The organism is Elioraea tepidiphila DSM 17972 (assembly GCF_000378465.1).
Lineage (GTDB): Bacteria > Pseudomonadota > Alphaproteobacteria > Acetobacterales > Acetobacteraceae > Elioraea > Elioraea tepidiphila.
The window spans coordinates 119,364-135,962 of the sequence record NZ_KB899916.1; the positions used below are offsets into that span (position 1 = coordinate 119,364).

Annotated in this window: 15 protein-coding genes; 10 read left to right on the top strand and 5 right to left on the bottom strand. The window is 70.6% G+C overall.

The genetic code is table 11. The annotated features are described in order from the left end of the window. Positions 1–15 precede the first annotated feature (15 nt). Positions 16–900 (top strand): branched-chain amino acid ABC transporter permease, encoded by an 885-nt coding sequence (locus tag F563_RS0107390; protein ID WP_019014019.1) that lies wholly within the window; start codon positions 16–18, stop codon positions 898–900. 1 nt (position 901) lies between these two features. After that, positions 902–1,825 carry a branched-chain amino acid ABC transporter permease gene (locus tag F563_RS0107395; RefSeq protein WP_019014020.1) on the top strand — a complete coding sequence of 308 codons (924 nt, stop codon included), beginning with the start codon at positions 902–904 and terminating at the stop codon, positions 1,823–1,825. Positions 1,826–1,850: 25 nt separating this feature from the next. Here F563_RS0107395 and F563_RS0107400 read toward each other — a convergent pair whose 3' ends face one another. The 3 genes from F563_RS0107400 to F563_RS0107410 are packed head-to-tail and all read right to left on the bottom strand — an operon-like array spanning position 1,851 to position 6,115. Then, on the bottom strand, positions 1,851–3,227 hold the full coding sequence (locus F563_RS0107400; protein WP_019014021.1) for an MmgE/PrpD family protein: 1,377 nt from the start codon (positions 3,225–3,227) through the stop codon (positions 1,851–1,853). 4 nt (positions 3,228–3,231) lie between these two features. Further along, a complete protein-coding gene (locus F563_RS0107405) occupies positions 3,232–4,659 on the bottom strand; it encodes an aldehyde dehydrogenase family protein (RefSeq protein WP_019014022.1) in 1,428 nt (475 codons plus the stop codon). Positions 4,660–4,678: 19 nt separating this feature from the next. Further along, positions 4,679–6,115, bottom strand: coding sequence for an L-lactate permease (locus tag F563_RS0107410; RefSeq protein WP_019014023.1), 1,437 nt, complete (start codon positions 6,113–6,115; stop codon positions 4,679–4,681). Positions 6,116–6,208: 93 nt separating this feature from the next. Between F563_RS0107410 and F563_RS0107415 the strand changes: the two genes are divergently transcribed. Genes F563_RS0107415 through F563_RS0107425 form a run of 3 tightly spaced genes read left to right on the top strand, consistent with a single transcriptional unit; the run spans position 6,209 to position 9,053 of the window. Beyond that, a complete protein-coding gene (locus tag F563_RS0107415) occupies positions 6,209–7,183 on the top strand; it encodes an ABC transporter permease (RefSeq protein WP_019014024.1) in 975 nt (324 codons plus the stop codon). Then, positions 7,180–8,064, top strand: a complete 885-nt coding sequence (locus tag F563_RS0107420) for an ABC transporter permease (protein WP_019014025.1) — start codon at positions 7,180–7,182, stop codon at positions 8,062–8,064. The genes F563_RS0107415 and F563_RS0107420 overlap by 4 nt, the downstream gene beginning before the upstream one ends. Next, the gene (locus F563_RS0107425; protein WP_019014026.1) at positions 8,061–9,053 is read left to right on the top strand and encodes an ABC transporter ATP-binding protein; all 993 of its coding nucleotides are present in this window, start codon (positions 8,061–8,063) and stop codon (positions 9,051–9,053) included. The genes F563_RS0107420 and F563_RS0107425 overlap by 4 nt, the downstream gene beginning before the upstream one ends. 3 nt (positions 9,054–9,056) lie before the next feature. Here the strand turns inward: F563_RS0107425 and F563_RS0107430 are convergent, their stop codons facing one another. Beyond that, complete coding sequence (locus F563_RS0107430) at positions 9,057–9,968, bottom strand: DMT family transporter (protein WP_051089345.1); 912 nt, start codon at positions 9,966–9,968, stop codon at positions 9,057–9,059. Positions 9,969–9,974: 6 nt separating this feature from the next. Then, complete coding sequence (locus tag F563_RS0107435) at positions 9,975–11,567, bottom strand: ABC transporter substrate-binding protein (RefSeq protein WP_019014028.1); 1,593 nt, start codon at positions 11,565–11,567, stop codon at positions 9,975–9,977. Positions 11,568–11,641: 74 nt separating this feature from the next. Between F563_RS0107435 and F563_RS0107440 the strand changes: the two genes are divergently transcribed. The 5 genes from F563_RS0107440 to thiS all read left to right on the top strand — a co-directional run bounded on the left by F563_RS0107440 (position 11,642) and on the right by thiS (position 16,594). After that, positions 11,642–12,352: a creatininase family protein gene (locus F563_RS0107440; RefSeq protein WP_019014029.1), complete on the top strand. Its 711-nt coding sequence runs from the start codon at positions 11,642–11,644 to the stop codon at positions 12,350–12,352. After that, the gene (locus F563_RS0107445) at positions 12,345–13,382 is read left to right on the top strand and encodes a ketopantoate reductase family protein (RefSeq protein WP_019014030.1); all 1,038 of its coding nucleotides are present in this window, start codon (positions 12,345–12,347) and stop codon (positions 13,380–13,382) included. Before F563_RS0107440 ends, F563_RS0107445 begins: the two co-directional genes overlap by 8 nt. Next, the gene (locus F563_RS0107450) at positions 13,379–14,134 is read left to right on the top strand and encodes an SDR family NAD(P)-dependent oxidoreductase (RefSeq protein WP_019014031.1); all 756 of its coding nucleotides are present in this window, start codon (positions 13,379–13,381) and stop codon (positions 14,132–14,134) included. The genes F563_RS0107445 and F563_RS0107450 overlap by 4 nt, the downstream gene beginning before the upstream one ends. Continuing rightward, positions 14,134–15,519 (top strand): dipeptidase, encoded by a 1,386-nt coding sequence (locus F563_RS0107455; protein WP_019014032.1) that lies wholly within the window; start codon positions 14,134–14,136, stop codon positions 15,517–15,519. The genes F563_RS0107450 and F563_RS0107455 overlap by 1 nt, the downstream gene beginning before the upstream one ends. Positions 15,520–15,592: 73 nt before the next feature. Then, positions 15,593–16,594 carry a sulfur carrier protein ThiS gene (gene thiS / locus F563_RS21920; protein WP_019014033.1) on the top strand — a complete coding sequence of 334 codons (1,002 nt, stop codon included), beginning with the start codon at positions 15,593–15,595 and terminating at the stop codon, positions 16,592–16,594. The last annotated feature ends 5 nt before the right edge of the window (positions 16,595–16,599 follow it).

Here is a 16,599-nt window from a genome sequence, read left to right on the forward strand (position 1 = left end):
GCGCCGCCGCGATCCATGACCGAGCTCTGGTACGACCTCGAGCCGTTCCTGCAGCAGGGCACGCTCGGCCTCGTCAACGGCGCGTTCTACGCGCTGCTGTCCCTCGGGCTTGCCGTCATCTTCGGCATGCTGAACGTGATCAACTTCGCCCACGGGGCGCAGTTCATGCTCGGCGCCGTGGTTGCCTGGATGCTGCTCACCTATGCCGGCATCGGCTACTGGGGTGCGCTGCTGCTGAGCCCGCTGATCGTCGGCCTGCTCGGCGTGGTGATCGAGCGGACCATGATCAGCCGGCTCTACAAGCTCGATCACTTGTACGGGCTGCTGCTGACCTTCGGCCTCGCGCTGATCATCGAGGGCTTGGTGCGAAACCAGTACGGCGTCTCCGGCCTGCCCTACGGCGTGCCGGACGCCTTCCGCATGCCCCCGGTCGATCTCGGCTACATGCTGATGCCGGCCTACCGGTTCTGGATCGTGGTCGTGTCGATCACGGTGTGCCTCGGCACCTGGTATGCGATCGAAAAGACCAAGCTCGGCTCCTACCTGCGCGCGGCGGTCGAGCGGCCGCAGCTCGTGCAGGCATTCGGCGTCAACGTGCCGCTGATGATGACGGCGACCTACGGCACGGGCGTGGCGCTCGCCGCCTTCGCCGGCGTGCTCGCCGCCCCGGTCTACAGCGTCCATCCCGGCATGGGGGCCAACTTCATCATCATCGTGTTCGCGGTGGTCGTGATCGGCGGGATGGGCTCGATCATGGGCTCGGTCGTCTCCGGCTACGCGCTCGGCATGATCGAAGGGTTCACGCGGGTCTATTATCCGGAGGCATCCGCGACCGTTGTGTTCGTGATCATGGCGATCGTGCTGCTGGTGCGGCCGGCCGGTCTGTTCGGGCGCGCCTGACATGCCGAACTCGCAGCGGATCGCCCTCGTCGTCCTGATCGCGCTGATCGCGATCGGACCGTTCTTCTTCTTCCCCGTGTTCCTGATGAAGGTGCTGTGCTTCGCACTCTACGCCAGCGCTTTCAACCTGCTGCTCGGCTATGTCGGGTTGCTGTCCTTCGGTCATGCGGCGTATTTCGGCATGGGGTCGTACCTGTCCGCCCATGCGGCCAAGGTCTGGGGCCTGACGCCGGAGCTCGCGATCCTGACCGGCGGGCTCACGAGTATGGCGCTGGGCGCCGCGTTCGGTTTCCTCGCGATCCGGCGCCAGGGCATCTACTTCGCGATGATCACGCTGGCGCTGGCGCAGATGGTGTACTTCTTCTGCGTGCAGGCGCCGTTCACCGGCGGTGAGGACGGGATCCAGGCCGTGCCGCGCGGCTATCTGTTCGGCGTGCTCGACCTGCGCAGCGACTTCACCCTCTACTGGGTGGTGGCGGCGATCGTGCTTGCCTGCTTCCTGTTCCTCTACCGGATCGTGCACAGCCCGTTCGGCCAGGTGCTGAAGGCGATCCGCGACAACGAGCCGCGCGCGACCTCGCTCGGCTATCGCACCGACAGCTACAAGCTGATCGCCTTCGTGCTGTCCGCGACGATCGCGGGCATCGCCGGCGGGACCAAGGCGATCGTGTTCCAGATCGCGACGCTGACCGATGTCAACTGGCCGATGAGCGGCGAGGCCGTGCTGATGACGCTGGTGGGCGGCATCGGCACGATGTTCGGGCCCGCGACCGGCGCACTGGTGATCGTGACCATGCAGAACGAGCTCGCCGAGTTCGGCGCCTGGGTGACGGTGATCCAGGGCGCGATCTTCGTCGCCTGCGTGCTGGCATTCCGCCGCGGCATCATCGGCGAGTTGCAGGCGAAGCTGCGCAAGCCGTTGTAAGGATGGGAAAGGGCCGGAAGGCCCCCTATCCCTCGACCACGCCCCGCGGTCGTTGGGCCACCCGCGGCATCACGCTCGGCAAGGCGGAGCCTCGCCACAGCGCCTCAAGCAGGGCCTGTGCGGCCGGCGCGCCGATCGCGTCGGTCGTCAGCTCCAGGAACTTGTCCGACAGGTCCTGATCCGAGAGCGGCGCATCCGGATCGCCCTTGCGCGTCGTCTGATGGCGCGTCAGCACTCGCCCGCCCTTCAGGCGCAGCTCCACCTTCGCCGACCGCTGCGCCGGGAACGCCGCCGCGCATTCGGCATCGACATGCACGCTCACCCGCGCCATCAGCGCCCGCGTCGCGGGATCGGCCAGCCGCTCAAGCGCGAAGGCCGCGAGCCGCACACCGCCGAACCGCAGCAGCGTCGCGACCGTGTACTGCGTCGAGAACCGGCAGTCCTGCTCCGTCACCGCGTGGGGCCGGTCGCACACCTCCTTGGTCGCGCGGTAGCCACCGACCGCGACCGCCTCGACATCCTCAGCGCAGAAACCGTGCTCGCGCTGCAGGTCGCCGACGGCATCGAGTGCGGCGAAGATGTGCCCGCAGCAGCCGTGGTTCTTGAACGTCATGTCCGCGATCGCGAAGGGCTGACCGATCCGCGCGAGCGCCCTGTCCCACTTGCCCGTGTCCTCGCTGGTCGCGGCGGCGAATCCGACGGGGCCGTGCAGCGCGTCGAGCGCGCCGGTCATGCCGCGCGCGGCCGCCATTGCCGCGAGTGCTCCCGCTTCCGCCGCATGACCCGGATGCAGCGGCTTGCTCATCCCCTCGCCGCGGAACGCCTGCTGGAGCCCCGAGGCCATGGTCGCGGCGGTGGCGAGCGCGTGCGCTGTCCGGTCCGCATCCGAGCCGAGGAGTACCGACACTGCTGCGGCCGCGCCGAAGGTGCCGACCGTGCCGGTCGTGTGCCAGAAGTCGTAGTGCGAGGGCTGCACCGCGAGCCCGATCCGGCACGACACCTCGTAACCCGCGATCATCGCCCGCAGCAGCGCGTCCAAGTCGCGTCCCTGCGCCTGCGCCGCGGCGAGCGCGGCCGCGATGGTGGGGCAGCCGGGATGGTAGACGGCGTAACGGTAGATGTCGTCGAACTCGACCGTGTGGCTCGCGGTGCCGTTGATCAGCGCGGCGTGGCGCAGCGGCACGTGGCGGCCGGTGACGTAGCACACGGCACCACCGCCGCCCGGTGCCTCGTCAGCGAGTGCGGCGGCGAGCAGGGTCGCTGGCGGCCGCGAGGCACCCGCGAGCAGGCAGCCGAACCAGTCCACGAGCGCGCGCCGCGCGTGGTGTGCCAGCGCATCGTCGGGCGTGCGGTCGCGCCAGGACGCAGCGTGCTCGGCGAGGACGAGCAGCGGGTTCCGCACGGGGCTACCCGTGCTTCACCGCGACCGTCTTCATCGCCGCGAAGCCGTAGAGCGCGGCGAAGCCCTTCTCGCGGCCATGCCCCGAGCCCTTCATGCCGCCGAACGGCAGCTCGACGCCGCCGCCGGCGCCGTAGTTGTTGACGAAGACCTGCCCGGTGCGCAGCCGCCGCGCGAGCCGCATCGCCCGGCCCGCATCCCCCGTCCACACGCCCGAGACGAGACCGAACACCGTGCCGTTGGCGACACGCAGCGCCTCCTCCTCGTCCTTGACGCGGATGGCCACCAGCACCGGGCCGAACACCTCCTCCTGCGCCAGCACGTGATCGGGCGGCACGTCGGCGAACAGCGTCGGGCGCACGTAGAACCCGCCCGGCGGCGCGTTCGAGGCGATCGACCCTCGGCCTGCGACCGGCAGCCCCTCCGCCCGCGCGAGGTAGCCCTCGATCCGCGATTTCTGGCTCGCGTTGATCACCGGCCCGAGATCGAGATCGCGATCCGCAGGCCCGGCGACGAGTGTGTCGAAGCGCGCGCCGAGATCGGCCACGAACCGGTCGTAGATCCGCTCCTCGACCAGCACGCGCGACCCCGCGCTGCACGTCTGGCCCGCGTTCTGGATCACCGCGTTCACCACCGTGGCGGCGGCGGTCTCGAGGTCGGCATCGGCGAAGACGAGCTGCGGCGACTTGCCGCCCAGCTCCAGCGTGACCGGAATGGTGTTGCGCGCGGCCGCCGCCTGGATCAGCCGCCCGACCTCCGGGCTGCCGGTGAACGACACATGGCCGATGCCTGGATGCGCCGAAAGCGCCGCGCCGGCCTCTTCGCCGAGGCCCGTCACCACATTGAGCGCGCCGGGCGGGAATCCGGCCTCCTCGGCCAGTTTAGCGATCGCGAGGCAGGTCAGCGAGGCGTCCTCGGCCGGCTTCAGCACGCAGGCATTGCCCATCGCCAGCGCCGCCGCGACCGACCGGCCGGCGATCTGCAAGGGGTAGTTCCACGGCACGATATGCGCGGTCACGCCGTGCGGTTCCCAGACGGTGAACACGGTGAAGCCGTCCTGGTAGGGGATCGTATCGCCCATCACCTTGTCAGCGGCCCCGCCGTAGAACTCGAAGTAGCGCGCGCAGGCGGCCGCATCCGCGCGTGCCTGGCGGATCGGCTTGCCGACATCGCGGCTTTCGAGCTGCGCAAGACGCTCGGCATCGCGCGCGATCAGCGCCGCGAGCCTCGACAGCAGCCGTCCGCGCTCGGTCGCGGTGAGTTTCCCCCAGGCGCCGTCGAGAGCCGCCTGCGCGGCTGTCACCGCAGCATCGATCTCGGCCAAACCGCCGCGGCCGATACGCGCGAAGGGGGCACCGTCGGACGGATCGATCACGTCGAGCGTGGCGGCGGGCTCGGTCCAGCGACCGCCGATCAGGTGTGCGGCATCGGACATGCGTTCGGTCTCCTTTCGGTCACGCCGGACCATTGCCGGACGCACCGGCGGTGACAAGCACGGCGATCGCGGCCCAGCCGACCAGCACCGCGCTCGCGGCCGTGGGCCAGAGCCGGCGGGCGATCGCGCCGGGCGCGGTTCCGTCGGCCGCCAGCGCCGCGGTCGCGCCGAGCCGCATGGGCGCGACCATGCAGAGCGCGGAGCCGGTGAAGTTCTGCACTGCGGCGACGAAGGCGGGCGGCAAGGCCAGCGCCAGCGCCGACACGACGGGCATCAGGATCGAGTTCGAGCCCACGTTGGTCGCGGCGAAGAATCCACCGGCAGCGCCCAGCAATGGCACCGTGAAGGCAAGCGCCGCGCCGGCGGCGGCGGCAAGCGCGCCGGCCAATGCCGCTGCCGCCCCCGACCCGCCGAGCAGCCGCGCCAGCACCACATAGCCGAGCATCAGCACCGCCGGCCGCGCGCCGCGTCGCCCCGCCCGGAGCAGGATCGCGCGCCGGCCGCGCACGGTCGCCAGTACGCCGAGCCCGACCGCGCCGAGCAGCATGCCCGGCTGGTGAAAAAGCGCGAAGCCGGGCAGGTCCGGCCAGGGGCGGATCATGCCGACGGCGGTGAGCAGCGCCGGCGCACCCGGCACCAGCCGGCTCGCGAGCAGCACGGCCGACAGCGCGAGATACGGGGTGGCCGCACGCGCCGCACCCGGTTGCGCGAGCCGATGCCTCAGCCGCCAGACCAGCGGCGGGCCGAGCGCGAGCAGCCCCGCGACCTCCACGGTCGCCAGCAGGTTGGCCGCGATCAGCAACACACCGAGCGCGGCGATGGTGACCGCGTCCTCGATCCGGTCCCGCGGGGTCGCCGGCAGTCCGGCCTCGGCGGCGAGACGCCAGAACACCGGCAGCAGCGTCAGCAGCCAGGCGGCGCTCAGGGCCGCGTTCCAGGCACCGAGGGCGCGCAGTTCCACCCCCGCAAGCGCCGCGCCCAGCAGCGTACCTGGCCCGAGCCCACCCCAGGGGATCAGCATCTGCGACAGCAGCGACAGCGCCGCGCCGGCCGGCCCGCCGATCCCGAGCGCGTGCAGGTCGCCGAGCGCGAACACCGCCCCGACGCCGAACCCGGTCACGGTCTCGAAGAACGGCCCGAGCAGCAGGCAGACGGTGAACAGCCGCGCATGGGTGGCCGCACCATCCGCGTCGAGGTCGCGCGGGCGGGCCGAGACCGCGCCGTGGAACAGCAGCCCCGCGAAGGTCACTGCGATCGGCTGGAGGGCAAGGAAGGCGCCGCGCGCAGCCTCCGCGGCGAGCAGGGGCGCGAGGCGGACGCCCTCCGGCACCGACACGGCGGCGGCCGGGATCGCGAGCACGAGCGCCACAGCCACCGCGCGCAGCGGGTCGGCGCGGCCCGAGGCGAGCAGGGCGACGATCGCGGCGAGCGGTGCCACCTGGATCAGCAGGATCATCGCCGGTCATCCTGCCGCGAGCGGCGCCTGGCCGCGATGACAGAGCCGGGCGCGGCGGCTATGACAGGGCTGCATGATGCCAGGCACGCCCGGATGATCGCCTTCCTGCTGCAACGGCTCGCCGGGGCGGTCGTGGTGATCTTCGCGATGTCGCTGATCGTGTTCGCCGGCGTGTTCGCGATCGGCAACCCGATCGATGTGCTGATCAACCCGGCCGCCGACCAGATCACCCGCGCGGAGACGATCGCGCGCTACGGGCTCGACCGGCCGTTCTGGGAACAGTACGGCTACTTCCTCGGCGCGCTGATCCGCGGCGATTTCGGCACGAGCTTCGTGTTCAACCAGCCGGCGCTGGGGCTGATCCTGTCGAAGCTGCCGGCGACACTGGAGCTCGCCCTCGCGGCGATGCTGATCGCGATCGTGCTCGGGATTCCGCTCGGCGCCTATGCCGGGCTCAAGCCTGAGTCGGCGATCAGCCGGACCATCATGGCCGCAAGCGTCTTGGGGTTCTCGCTGCCGACCTTCTGGGTCGGGCTGATGCTGATCCTGGTGTTCTCGGTCGAGCTGGGCTGGCTGCCCTCGGGCGGGCGCGGCGAGACGGTGCTGATCGGCGGGATCGAGTGGTCGTTCCTGACCAGCGACGGGCTTGCGCATCTGCTGCTGCCGGCCTTCAACCTCGCCCTGTTCAAGCTCTCCCTCATCATCCGGCTGACACGTGCGGGCATGCGCGAGACCTGGCCCGCCGATTTCGTGAAGTTCGCGCGCGCCAAGGGGCTGTCGATGCGACGGGTCGTGCTGGTGCACGCGATGCGCAACATCCTGATCCCGATCGTCACGGTGCTCGGGCTCGAGTTCGGTTCGGTGGTCGCCTTCGCCGTGGTGACCGAGACGATCTTCTCCTGGCCCGGCATGGGCAAGCTGGTGATCGACTCGATCCTGACGCTCGACCGCCCGGTGATGGTGACCTACCTGATGCTGGTCGTGACCATGTTCGTCACGATCAACCTGCTGGTCGATCTCGCCTATGCCGCGCTCGATCCGCGCGTGCGGCTCGGGGGCCAGCGGTGAGTACGCGCGCCGCCTCGCCGGCCGCGCTGTTCTGGGCCGAGTTCGCCGAGAGCAAGGTCGCGCTCGGCGGTCTGTTCGTGTTCGCGCTCGCGGTGTTGCTGGCGCTGACCGCGCCCTGGATCACGCCGCAAGATCCCCACGACCAGGCACTGCTGTCGCTGATGGATGCGCGTCTGCCGCCGGGCAGCGTCGGTTCGGGCGGCTATACGCACTGGCTCGGCACCGATGCGCAGGGGCGCGATGTACTCTCGGCGATCTTCTGGGGGCTGCGCACGTCCCTGTTCGTGGGTGCGGCGGCCGGCGTGGTCGCGCTCTGCATCGGCACCACGGTCGGGCTGGCGGCCGCGTTCTTCGGCGGGCGGGTCGAGCTCGCGCTGATGCGACTGGTAGACCTCCAGCTCTCCTTCCCCGCGATCCTGCTCGCCCTCGTGCTGGTGGCGATCCTCGGTCAGGGGCTGTTCCAGGTGGTCGTGGCCCTGGTCGCGGCGCAGTACGCCTATTTCGCCCGTACCGTGCACGGTGCCGCCCTCGCCGAGCGCCGCAAGGAGTACATCGAGGCGGCCTCCGGTATCCCGCTCCGCCCCACGCGTGTGGTGCTGCGGCACCTGCTGCCGAACTGCCTGCCGCCGCTGATCGTGGTCGCGACCGTGCAGGTGGCGAACGCGATCGCGATCGAGGCGACGCTGTCGTTCCTCGGCGTCGGCATGCCGGTGACCGAGCCCTCGCTCGGCACGCTGATCGCCAACGGCTTCCAGTTCATGCTCTCGGGGCGGTACTGGATCAGTGTCTATCCCGGGATCGCGCTGCTGATCGTGATCGTCGCGATCAACCTGGTGGGGGATCAGTTGCGCGACGTGCTGAATCCCAGGCTCAAGAAGTGACCGCGCTGCTCGCGCTCGACCACGTGTCGATGCGCTTCGTGCGCCGGCCGTCGCTCGCCGAGCGGATCGTCGGCGCGCTGGCCAGGGGAGCGAAGACTGAGATCGTGCGCGCGGTCGATGGCGTCTCGCTCGGCCTCGCACGCGGCGAGGTGGTCGGGCTGGTGGGCGAGTCCGGCTGCGGCAAATCGACGCTGGGGCGGATCGCCGCCGGGCTGCTGCTGCCGACCGAGGGCCGTGCCCTGCTGGACGGCGCACCCGTGGCGGACGACTCCGACGGCCGCGCGGCCAAGCGCACCACCGCGGTGCAGATGATCTTCCAGGACCCTTTCGCCTCGCTCAATCCGCGCATGCGCGTGGGCGAGGCGATCGCCGAGGGGCCGCTCGCCCACGGGCTGACCGACCGGGCGAAAGCACGCGATACCGTGGCCGCGGTGATGCGGCGGGTCGGGCTCGATCCGGCCTTCGCGGGCCGCTATCCGCACCAGTTCTCGGGCGGGCAGCGCGCACGCATCGGCATCGCGCGGGCGCTCGCGATGAACCCGCGCGCGATCGTCGCGGACGAGGCGGTGGCCGCGCTCGACGTCTCGATCCAGGCGCAGGTGCTGAACACCTTCCTCGATCTGCGCCGCGATCTCGATCTCGCGATCCTGTTCATCAGCCACGATCTCGGGGTGGTGGGCCATCTCGCCGACCGGGTGGCGATCATGTATCTGGGCCGCGTGGTGGAGACGGGCCCGGTCGGGGCGGTATTCGCCGAGCCGGCGCACCCGTATACGCGGGGGCTGATCGAGGCGGTGCCGCGGCTGGATCGGCGGCGCGCCTCGTTCCATCCGGTGCGCGGGGAGATCCCCTCTCCGCTCGATCCGCCGCGCGGCTGCCATTTCCATCCGCGCTGCCCGCACGTCATGCCCCGCTGTCGCGAGGAGGCACCGGTGCTGCGCGAGGTCGCGCCGGGTCGCGTCGCGTCGTGCCATCTGCATGAGGCATGACGGCTACCGCCCGTGGCGCGCGACCTTCGCCTCGCGCAGCGTGATGTAGAGCGCCGAGCCGACGATCAGCACCGCACCGGCCGCCATCCACCGGTCGGGGGTCTCGTTGAACAGGACAACCCCGGCGATCGTCGAGAAGATCAGTCGCGTGTAGCCGAGCGGCGACACCACGGTCGCGTCGGCAAGGCGGAAGGCGTTGATCCAGAGATGCATTCCCGCAGGCCCCGTCACCGCCATCAAGGCGAGCCAGAACGCCTGCCACGGCTCGGGCACGGTCAGGAACGGCACGGCGACCGGCAGCGAGCCCAGGAACGTCACGACGCCGATATAGAGCAGGATCGTCTCGGTGCGCTCGGTCGCCGAGAGCTTCTTGGTCGTCAACACGATCCCGGAGCCGAACAGCGCCGAGAGGAGCGCGATGCCGATCGCGGGATCCAACCGCATCTCCAGCGGCCGCGCGACCAGCACCACGCCGAGGAACCCGACGATGGTGGCACTCCAGCGACGCCAGCGCACGATCTCGCCCAGCACAGGGCCGGCGAGCGCGGTGACGAACATCACCGAGGTGAAGGACAGCACCGTGGCCGTGGCGAGATCGAGCCGCTGGAACGACCAGTAGTAGAGGCCCCAGCAGATGAGGCTGAACAGCCCGCGCGCCAGGTGCAGGAACGGCCGCGACGTGCGCAGCAGGATCGTGCCGCGCCGCGCGAGCAGCGGTGCGACGTAGAGGATCTGCCCAGCCGAGCGGGCCAGCATGATCGTCGTCACCGGCACGGTGTTCGCGAGCAGCTTCACGAACACCACCTCAGCGGTGAACAGCACGGCCGCGGCGAGCGCGAGGCCCGCGGCCTTGACGATCGGGGGGGTGGGGTCACGGGGAGGGGTACCCGTACCCCTCCCCGTGCTTTGGTTCATGAAGCGTCAGGATCGCGGACGGATGAAGTAGGGCAGCGTGTCCTCGTCCGCGCGCGGGGTCCAGGTGAGGTTGGACTTGCCCGCCCAGACGGTCGGCAGGGTGACGATCGGGATCTGCCCTCGATCCGCCACCGCCATGGCCTGCGCCTTCTGGAACAGCGCGCGGCGCTTCTCCTCGTCGAGCGTGCCGAGCGCCTCGGCGATGATCTTGTCGAGTTCCTCGTTGCAGTAGTGGCTGGCGTTGAACGGGCCGAGCCGCCCTCCCGGCCGCTTGCAGTGCACGAAGCCGGAGAGCGCGTAGCCCGCCTCGCCGGTCAGCGTGCCCCAGCCCGCCATGGTGATCGGGTAGTCGCCGCGCGTGCGGGCGGGGAAGAAGATGGTGCGCGGCTGCGCGTTCACCTGCACCTCGAGGCCGATGCGGGCGAAGAGCTGGCCGAGCGCCTGGCAGGTGGCGCCGTCGCCGGGCAGGCGGTCGGAGGAGCAGTAGAGCGGGAAGCGGAATCCGTTCGGGAATCCCGCCTCGGCCAAGAGCGCGCGCGCGCGGGCCGGATCGTGGGGCAAGGGCGGGGCGTTCGGATCGGCGCCGAACATGTAGTTCGGCATGAGCTGGGCCGCCGGGGTCGCGTAGCCCTCGAACACCGACTGCACGATCCCCTGCCGGTCGATCGCGAGGCTGAGCGCCTCGCGCACGCGCGGATCGAGGAAGGGGTTGCGCGGCAGCGTGTTGCCCTGCTTGTCCGTGATCATGCGCATGGCGGGCACCGACATGTCCTCGCGCATGTCGGGGTAGAGGATGAAGGTATAGATGCTCTCGCCCTGGAAGACGGCGATGTTGCGGTCGCGCTTGAGGCGGTTGATGTCGCTCACGGGCACGTAGTTGACGAAGTCGACCCTGCCCGAGAGCAGACCGGCCACGCGCGCCGCGTCGTTCGAGATTTCGACCAGCGTGACGCGCGACCAGGCCGCATCGCCGCGCCAGTGGCCGGGAACCCGCTCGACCACCAGATCGCCGCGCGGGGTCCAGGAGACGAAGCGGAACGGGCCCGTGCCGATCGCGGCGCGGCCCGAGTTGAAGTCGGCGGTCTTGGCATCGCCGATGCGCGCGGAGACGATGAACATCCGCGTCATGTCCTGCGGCAGCGCGGCGTGCGAGCCGTGCGTGCGGATGCGGATCGTGTGGTCGTCCACCACGTCCACGCCGGCGATGGTGCGGGTGTAGAGGGTCAGGCCGCCATCGGGGCCGGCCGCGCCGGGCACGCGCTCGATCGAGAACTTCACGTCGGCCGCGGTGAACGGGCTGCCGTCGTGGAACTTCACGCCCTCGCGCAGCTTGAACTCCCAGGTGGTGTCGTTGATCGGGCGCCACGACACCGCGAGCCCTGGCTCCACCTGCAGCTTGTCGTCCACCCAGACCAGGGTGTCGAACATGTTCTTCACCGCGGCGGCATGGTTGCCGAGCGCCATGTAGGCGGGATCGATCGCCTCGGGTCCGGCGCGCACGCCGACGCGCAGCTCCTGCGCCGATGCCACTCCTGCCCAGGCAAGACAGGCCGCCGCCGCCAGCAGGCGCAGGCGGCGGAACGGATTCGTTCGTCTCATGGTGGCGTCTCCCTGTTGACCTCGTGACGGGCGAGCGTAGCCTCCGCCCCCTCGGCCGCAAGAGGGATTTCCGGGTGCTGATCCGCAAGATGAGCTGGATGGGGGTGGAGGACTGGCTCCGCCGCGACGACCGCTGCGTGCTCCCGCTCGGCTCCACCGAGCAGCACGCGTATCTGAGCCTCGCGGTGGATGCGATCCTGGCCGAACGGGTGGCCGCCGAGGCGGCCGAGCCGCTCGGCGTGCCGGTGTTCCCGGTGATGCCCTACGGGCTTGCGCCCTACTTCATGGCCTATCCGGGCACGGTGAGCCTGCGCGTGCCGACGCTGCTCGCGGTGGTGGGTGACATTCTCGACAGCCTCCACGCCCACGGCTTCCGGCGCGTGCTGATCGTCAACGGCCATGGCGGGAACAATCCGGTGGATGCGTTCTGCCGCGAATGGGTCTCGGCCAAGCCTGCTGGCACGCGCGTGCGGTTCCACAACTGGTGGAGCGCGCCGAAGGTCTGGGCGCAGGTCCAGGCGACCGATCCGGTCGCGTCGCATGCCTCCTGGATGGAGAACTTCCCCTGGACGCGGCTCGCCGGCGTGGCGCTGCCCGAGGGTGCCAAGCCGCCGATCGACAGTGCGGCGATGGTGCAGCGCCCGGCCGCCGAGATCCGCGCGATGCTGGGCGACGGGAACTTCGCCGGACGCTACCAGCGGCCGGACGACGAGATGCTGGCGATCTGGCGGGTGGCGGTCGAGGAGACACGGACATTGATCGAAAGCGGGTGGGGCAATGCCTGAGGAGCCGATCCTGATCTGGGGCGCGGGCGCGATCGGCGGCACGGTCGGCGCGTTCCTCAAGCGCGCCGGGCACGATGTGACCTTCGTCGACATCGTCGCGGAGCATGTGGCGGCGATCCGCGACCCGGCGCGCGGGCTGCGCATCACGGGACCTGTCGCCGAGTTTGGCGTGGTCGCGCCGGCCTTCACGCCCGCCGAGATCACGGGCACCTGGCGCAAGGTGTTCCTGTGCGTGAAGGCGCACCATACGGCCGAGGCGACCCGGGCGCTGCTGCCGCATCTCGATCCGAACGGCTATGTGCTCAGCCTGCAGAACGGGCTCACCGAGCGGATCATCGCCGGGATTGCCGGCCCGGCGCGAACGATCGGCGCCTTCGTCAATTTCGGCGCCGACTGGCACGGCCCCGGCGAGGTGATGTATGGCAATCGCGGCGCGGTGGTGATCGGCGAGATCGACGGGCTGATCACCGGCCGGCTCGAATCGCTGCATCGCACGCTGCTCGACTTCGACGATGCCGCGATCATGACCGACAACATCTGGGGCTATCTCTGGGGCAAGCTCGCCTACGGGGCGATGCTGTTCGCCCAGGCGCTCGGCCAGGACAGCATCGCGGGCGCGCTCGGCAATCCGAAGCTGTTCGCGCTCTGGCGCGCGCTGGGCGCGGAGGTGATGGCCGTGGCCGCCGCCGAGGGTGTCACCCCGGAAGGCTTCAACGGCTTCGACCCCAACGCCTTCATGCCGGGCGCGACGGAGGCCGCCGCGCGACGCTCGATCGACATCATGGTCGGGTTCAACCGCACGAGCGCGAAGACGCATAGCGGCGTCTGGCGCGATCTCGCGGTGCGCAAGCGCCGCACCGAGGTGGATGCGCAGATCGCGCCGATCGCCGAGATCGGCGCGACACACGGCCTCGCCTGTCCGCTGACCGCAAGACTGGTGGAGATGATCCACGAGATCGAGGAGGGACGCCGCCCGATGACCGACGACAACCTGCTCGAACTCGCGTCCCTCGTGGGGCAGCCGGCATGATCGTGCGGTTCGACGGCCGGGTGGTCGCGGTCACCGGCGCCGGGCAGGGCATCGGCCGGGCGATCGCGCGCGGCTTCGCCGAGCGCGGCGCGCGCGTGTTCGCCTGCGACATCGATCCGGACGCGCTCGCGGTCGCTCGGCGCGTGCCCGGAATCGCCACAGCGACGCTGGACCTCACCGACCGCACCGCCGCCGTGGCTTGGGTCCGCGAGGTGGAGGAGGCGGGCGGCGGCGCGATCGACGTGCTGGTGCACACCGCAGGCGGCGTCCGTGGCCAGGCCGGCCGTGCGATCGAGCAGATCACGCCCGAGGACTGGGACGCGATCGTCGCGATCAACCTCACCGCCGCCTTCACCGTGTCGCAGGCCGTCGCCCCGGCGATGAAGATGCGCCGGCAGGGGCGGATCATCCTGATCTCGTCGGGGGCCGGGCTGGGCGTGTCCAAGGCCGGCATCCAGGCCTATGCGGCGGCGAAGGCCGGCGAGATCGGCCTGTCGCGCCAGCTTGCGCACGAGCTCGGCCCGCACGGGATCACCGTGAACAGCGTCGCCCCCGGGTTCATCCTCTCGAACCCCTCGACCATGCGGCAATGGGCCGCCTATGGCGAAGCGGGCCAGCGCGCGCTCGTCGCCGGCATCGCCGCACGCCGGCTCGGCACGCCCGAGGACATCGCGCACGCCGTGCTGTTCCTCGCCAGCGACTACGCCGCCTATATCAACGGACAGACACTCAGCGTGGATGGAGGAAAGTGATGGACGCGCGCGTGACCGACGGCGTCGAGGGCTGGATCGCGAAGAACCGCGACGCGCTCTGGAACGACTATCTCGACCTTGTGCGCATCCCCTCGGTGAGCGCGAAGCCCGACCACGCGCAGCACGTGCAGCGCGCCGCGGAGTGGGTGGCCGAGCGCTGCCGGCGCATGGGGCTCGAGAATGTGGAGGTCTGGCAGGAGGGCGGACAGCCGGCCGTCTATGCCGACTGGCTGCATGCCGAGGGCGCGCCGACGATTGTCATCTACGCCCATTTCGATGTGCAGCCGCCCGAGCCGCTGGAGCTCTGGAGCACGCCGCCCTTCGAGCCGACCGTCCGCAACAACCGCGTCTATGCGCGGGGCGCCTCCGACGACAAGGCAGGCCTGTTCATCAGCCTCGCCGCGCTGGAGGCGTGGATGCGTACCGAGGGACGGCTGCCCTGCAATGTGCGCGTGTTCTACGAGGGCGAGGAGGAGATCGGCAGCCCCTCGCTCGCGCGCATCCTGGCGAAGCACAAGGGCAAGCTGAAGGGTGATCTCGTCCTGTCGGCCGATGGCGGCATGCTGTTCGAGGACAAGCCGGATGTCTCGCTCTCCACGCGCGGCATCTGCAAGCTGGAGGCGATCCTGCGCACGGCGGCGAAGGATCTGCACAGCGGCAGCTTCGGGGGCGCGATCGCGAATGCGCCGCTGCTGCTGGCTCGCCTCGTCGCGACCCTACACCACGAGGACGGCCGCGTGGCGGTCGCGAACTTCTACGACGGTGTGCGCGAAACCACCGATCGCGACCGCGCCGACCTGGCCGCGGTGCCGTTCGACGAGACCGCGTTCTGGCGCGACGTCGGCGCGCACGGCATCTGGGGCGAGCCCAACCGCTCGGTTCTGGAGAAGATCTGGCTGCGCCCGACGCTCGAGATCAACGGGCTCTGGGGCGGCTACCAGGGCGAGGGCTCGAAGACCGTGCTGCCCTGCGAGGCGCATGTGAAGATCACCTGCCGCCTGGTCGCGGGGCAGGATCCGGCGAAGGTCGCTGCGGCGGTGGAGGCGCATCTGCGTGCGCACTGCCCCAAGCTCGCCACGCTGGAGATCAAGTCCACCGGTGGCGGCGCGGGCGCCTACGAGATCGCGACCGATCATCCGGCACTCGCCGCGATCGAGGGGGTGTTGGAGGACGTCTACGGCGTGAAGCCGTTCCGCTCGCGGCTCGGCGGCACGTTGCCGCTCTGCGCACAGTTCAAGTCCGAACTCGGCCTCGACACCATCCCGATGGCGTTCTCGACCGGCGACGAGGACTACCACGCGCCGAACGAGTTCTTCCGGGTCGCGAGCTTCGATCGCGGGCTGAAGGCCTGGGCGCGGGTGCTGCCGGCGCTGGCGCGGATGTGACAGCGCGAGGGCCGGGGCCGCGCTGCGGCCTCGGCCCTTGCCGGCCGCCGGGAGGTCGCCCCATATCCGCGGCATGGACGCCACCACCGCCCTTCGCCTGACCGTCAACGGCGAGCCGCGCGCCTTCACCGGGCCGCTCACCGTGGCGGGGCTGCTTGTCGCGCTCGGGCTCGACCGGCGCAAGGTCGCGGTCGAACGCAACCTTGAGATCGTGCCGAAATCGGCGTTCGAGACCACCGCTCTCGCCGATGACGACCGCATCGAGATCGTCCATTTCATCGGCGGCGGCGACCACACCCAGGCCGCCGAGGACTCGTGGTCGGTCGCCGGCCTTACGTTCCGCTCGCGCCTGATCGTCGGCACCGGCCGCTACAAGGACCTGCCGGAGACGGCAGCGGCGATCGAGGCCTCCGGCGCGGAGATGGTGACGGTTGCCGTGCGGCGCGTGAACCTCTCCGACCCCTCGGCGCCGATGTTGCAGGACTTCGTGCCGCCCTCCCGCTACACCTACCTGCCGAACACCGCCGGCTGCCACACGGCGGAGGATGCGATCCGCACGCTTCGCCTCGCGCGCGAGGCCGGCGGCTGGAACCTGGTCAAGCTGGAAGTCCTGGGGCCGCCCCCCACCCTCTACCCGGACATGCAGGAGACCCACCGCGCGCTCGACGTGCTGGTGAAGGACGGGTTCCAGGTGATGGTCTACTGCGTGGACGATCCCGTGGCGGCGAAACGGCTCGAGGACCAGGGCGCGGTCGCGATCATGCCGCTCGGCGCGCCGATCGGCTCGGGCCTGGGCATCCAGAACCGGGTGACGATCCGGCTGATCGTCGAGCAGTCCAAGGTGCCGGTGCTGGTGGATGCCGGCGTCGGCACGGCCTCGGATGCGGCGATCGCGATGGAGCTCGGCTGCGACGCGGTGCTCATGAACTCGGCGATCGCCCATGCCAAGGACCCGGTGCGCATGGCGCGCGCGATGAAGGCCGCGGTCGAGGCGGGGCGCGAGGCCTATCTCGCCGGCCGGATGGCGCGCAAGCTCTACGCCGACCCCTCGAGCCCGCTTGCCGGGCTGATCTGACGGGA

Bases quoted from the DNA above. Each gene is read 5' to 3' on its own strand.
- F563_RS0107415 (WP_019014024.1), top strand. From the start codon at position 6,209: ATGATCGCCTTCCTGCTGCAACGGCTCGCCGGGGCGGTCGTGGTGATC.
- F563_RS0107455 (WP_019014032.1), top strand. From the start codon at position 14,134: ATGGACGCGCGCGTGACCGACGGCGTCGAGGGCTGGATCGCGAAGAAC.
- thiS (WP_019014033.1), top strand. From the start codon at position 15,593: ATGGACGCCACCACCGCCCTTCGCCTGACCGTCAACGGCGAGCCGCGC.
- F563_RS0107405 (WP_019014022.1), bottom strand. From the start codon at position 4,659: ATGTCCGATGCCGCACACCTGATCGGCGGTCGCTGGACCGAGCCCGCC.
- F563_RS0107435 (WP_019014028.1), bottom strand. From the start codon at position 11,567: ATGAGACGAACGAATCCGTTCCGCCGCCTGCGCCTGCTGGCGGCGGCG.
- F563_RS0107430 (WP_051089345.1), bottom strand. From the start codon at position 9,968: ATGAACCAAAGCACGGGGAGGGGTACGGGTACCCCTCCCCGTGACCCC.
- F563_RS0107445 (WP_019014030.1), top strand. From the start codon at position 12,345: ATGCCTGAGGAGCCGATCCTGATCTGGGGCGCGGGCGCGATCGGCGGC.
- F563_RS0107390 (WP_019014019.1), top strand. From the start codon at position 16: ATGACCGAGCTCTGGTACGACCTCGAGCCGTTCCTGCAGCAGGGCACG.
- F563_RS0107395 (WP_019014020.1), top strand. From the start codon at position 902: ATGCCGAACTCGCAGCGGATCGCCCTCGTCGTCCTGATCGCGCTGATC.
- F563_RS0107410 (WP_019014023.1), bottom strand. From the start codon at position 6,115: ATGATCCTGCTGATCCAGGTGGCACCGCTCGCCGCGATCGTCGCCCTG.
- F563_RS0107450 (WP_019014031.1), top strand. From the start codon at position 13,379: ATGATCGTGCGGTTCGACGGCCGGGTGGTCGCGGTCACCGGCGCCGGG.